Annotated in this window: 3 protein-coding genes; 2 read left to right on the top strand and 1 reads right to left on the bottom strand. The window is 69.2% G+C overall.

Annotation, left to right across the window (positions count from 1 at the left end):
- The first annotated feature begins 300 nt into the window (after positions 1-300).
- Positions 301-432 carry a hypothetical protein gene (locus ACFU99_RS38630; RefSeq protein ID WP_363132195.1) on the top strand — a complete coding sequence of 44 codons (132 nt, stop codon included), beginning with the start codon at positions 301-303 and terminating at the stop codon, positions 430-432.
- Positions 433-520: 88 nt separating this feature from the next.
- On the opposite strand, the gene ACFU99_RS38635 is transcribed toward ACFU99_RS38630, so the two are convergent.
- A complete protein-coding gene (locus ACFU99_RS38635; protein WP_384401887.1) occupies positions 521-2122 on the bottom strand; it encodes a purple acid phosphatase family protein in 1602 nt (533 codons plus the stop codon).
- A 130-nt stretch (positions 2123-2252) separates the two neighbouring features.
- Here ACFU99_RS38635 and ACFU99_RS38640 point away from each other — a divergent pair.
- Positions 2253-3158 (top strand): 3-isopropylmalate dehydrogenase (locus tag ACFU99_RS38640; RefSeq protein ID WP_384401890.1); only part of this gene is annotated, 906 nt, incomplete at its 3' end.

Below are 3158 nucleotides of genomic sequence, written 5' to 3' on the forward strand. Positions count from 1 at the left end.
GGGGCGCCGGGCCGTCGGCGTGCTGGGGGCCATCTTTCCGGCATCCCCCAGGTGCAGATCATCTGATCGAGTGACCGAGCCGTCTCAGATAGTAGGAAGTCCAAGTAATTGTGCAGACAGCACGGTGATCCTGGCTTAACTTTGTAGGAGCCGACGTCTCGTCCCATCGGGCGATGGCGGTTGTGGCCCGGTGCGCGCGTGCAGGTGACCCCTGTTGCACCCAGGCCCCCGCCCCTCCGGCGTTCATCCGATCTTCGACCGACCTTTTCCCTCGGGGTTCAGTAAGAGGAGACGTGAATCATGGCCGACACCGCTGTCCGCAGGACCCGTCGTATCGCCCGTGCCGCCGATGACGCCGACCGCAAGAACGCCGCCGCCGCTCTTCAGCGCGCGCTCGACCGCCGCGACAACGGCGGCGTCACCGGGCACTGAGACGAGCTGAGACGAGCTGAGACGCGCTGACGAAGGGCCGGGTCCCCTCCGGGTGGAGGTGGGCCGGCCCCTTGCGCGTGCGTACCGCTCAGCGGTGCCGGCCGCGTACCACGTCGAAGTGGTCCAGCCGGCCGCCGCTCTCCGCCAGCGTCGTCACGCGCATCCGCGGCCGGTGGCCCGGTTCGACCTCGACGGCGATGAAGGAGTAGCCGGTGTAGCGCACCCGCGACCACTCCACCGTCTCCTTGTCCTTCCCGCCGCCCTTCTCCCAGTGGTACGTGGGCACGCTGTCGAGGTCCGCGACGTGGCCCTCGTAGCTGTCCGCCACCGGGAAGTCGTAGAGCGACTTGCCCGCGCCGCCCGCCGTGACGTACACGATGCCGTCGCGCGTGGAGTCGACGGTCTCGCCGATCGGGACCTTCTTGGAGACCTTGCCGCGGTGGATGGCGTCGGTGCGCTCGTATACGTGGTTGTGGCCGTTGATGACCAGATCCACCTGGTGCTTCTCGAACAGCGGGACCCACGCGTCGCGCACCCCGCCGTCGGAGGCGTGCGAGTTGGTGGTCGAGAAGGCGCAGTGGTGGAAGAAGACGACGATGAAGTCGATGCCGCGCTGTGCCCGCAGCTGACCGAGGCGCCGGTCGAGCCACTTGGTCTGGCGGCCCGCCGTGTACCCGGTGTTGGCGGTGATCTCGTACGAGACGTCGTTGGCGTCCAGGGCGACGAAGGCGACGTTGCCGTAGGAGAAGGAGTACACACCGGGAGCGTCCACCGGGTCGATGCCGTTGTCCGGCAGCGTCCAGCGGGCGTTCTGGCCGCCGTAGCCGTGCGGGGAGTACCAGGCCTCCATGTCGTGGTTGCCGGTGGTCACCATCCACGGGACGCGCGCCGCGACCGTCTCGGTCTGCGCCAGGAACTGGTCCCACACACGGGCGTCGTAGACGTCGCTGGTGCGGCCCGAGCCGGACGGGTCGGCGTAGCAGATGTCGCCGGCGTGCAGATGGAACGCCGGGTTCTGGCCGAGGATCAACTGGTCGTTGGCGAGCGCGTCATAGGTGACGCCCTGGTCGCCGAAGGCGGTGAAGGTGAACTTCTCCGCGCGCGCCGGGGCGGTGGTGAAGGTGCCGATGGAGGAGAAGTTCCGCGGGTGCGCCGGGTCGAAGCCGTCGTGGCCGACGCCGTAGTAGTACGTGCGGCCGGGGCGCAGGTGGTCCAGCGCCGCGTGCAGATAGACCTGGTCGACGGCGGGCTGCTTCTTCGACAGGGCGGGCGTGTGCAGGTCCCGCACCTCGGCCTGGATCTTGTGGCTCAGGTCCCAGGGCTTGAGCCCGATCCGGATGAACGGGCGCCTGACCGCGAACGGCACCTGCCAGGAGACGCGCATCTGCGTCCTGGGGTCGGCTCCGAAGGCGAGATGCCGGCCGAACGGCGCGACGAGATGCCCGCTCACCTTGGTGGTGGCGGCCGAGGTGAGGAGGGTGGGCGAGGCGGCGGGAGCGCTGGTCTGCTGCGCGGCGTACGCGTTCGCGCCGCCGGTCAGCAGGCCCGCGCCCGCCACGGCCCCGGCGCTCGCGGCGCCCGCGCGCAGCATTCCGCGCCGGGTGAGCTTCGTCCGCAGGTACTCGTGCTGCTCGGGCATCGTCATACGCGCCGCGAGTTGGTCGGGTATGCCGAACCGTGGTGTCTCCATGCATCACAACGTGCCAGGGAAGCCCTACCTCCATGCGTACTTCGGGTGAACGACAGCCGACCGGCCGAGGGCTTGTCCGGATAGTGGACGACCCATGTCAACCGGCGGGACACGGGAGTAGGGTCCCGGTATGTCTCGCAGCATTGACCTCGCAGTGATCCCCGGTGACGGTATCGGCCAGGAAGTCGTGGCCCAGGGCCTCAAGGTCCTCGCCGCCGCCCTTCCCTCCGACGTGAAGCTGGAGACCCGGGAGTACGACCTCGGCGCCAAGCGGTGGCACGCCACCGGCGAGACCCTGCCCGACGCCGACCTGGAATCGCTGAAGAACCACGACGCGATCCTGCTCGGCGCGATCGGCGACCCGTCCGTGCCGTCCGGTGTGCTGGAGCGCGGGCTTCTCCTCAAGCTCCGCTTCGCCTTCGACCACTACGTCAACCTGCGTCCGTCGAAGCTGCTGCCCAACACGGCCACCCCGCTGGCCGGCCGCCCCGAGATCGACTTCGTCGTGGTGCGCGAGGGCACCGAAGGCCCGTACACGGGCAACGGCGGCTCCCTGCGCACCGGAACCCCCGCCGAGGTGGCCACCGAGGTCAGCGTCAATACGGCCTATGGCGTGGAGCGCGTCGTGCGCGACGCGTACGAGCGGGCCATGGCGCGTCCGCGCAAGAAGCTGACGCTGGTTCACAAGAACAACGTCCTCGTCCACGCCGGTCACATGTGGAAGAAGATCTTCGACGCGGTGGGCGCGGAGTACCCCGACGTCACCACCGACTATCTGCACGTCGACGCCGCGACGATCTTCTTCGTCACGCAGCCCGAGCGGTTCGACGTCATCGTCACCGACAACCTCTTCGGCGACATCCTCACCGACCTCGCGGCCGCCGTGACCGGCGGCATCGGGCTCGCCGCGTCCGGGAACATCAACCCGGGCGGCGACTTCCCGTCGATGTTCGAGCCGGTGCACGGCTCCGCCCCGGACATCGCGGGCACCGGCAAGGCCGACCCCACGGCCACCGTGCTGTCCACCGCCCTGCTG

The sequence above is a fragment of the Streptomyces sp. NPDC057654 genome, from assembly GCF_042800135.1.
Classification (GTDB): Bacteria; Actinomycetota; Actinomycetes; order Streptomycetales; family Streptomycetaceae; genus Streptomyces.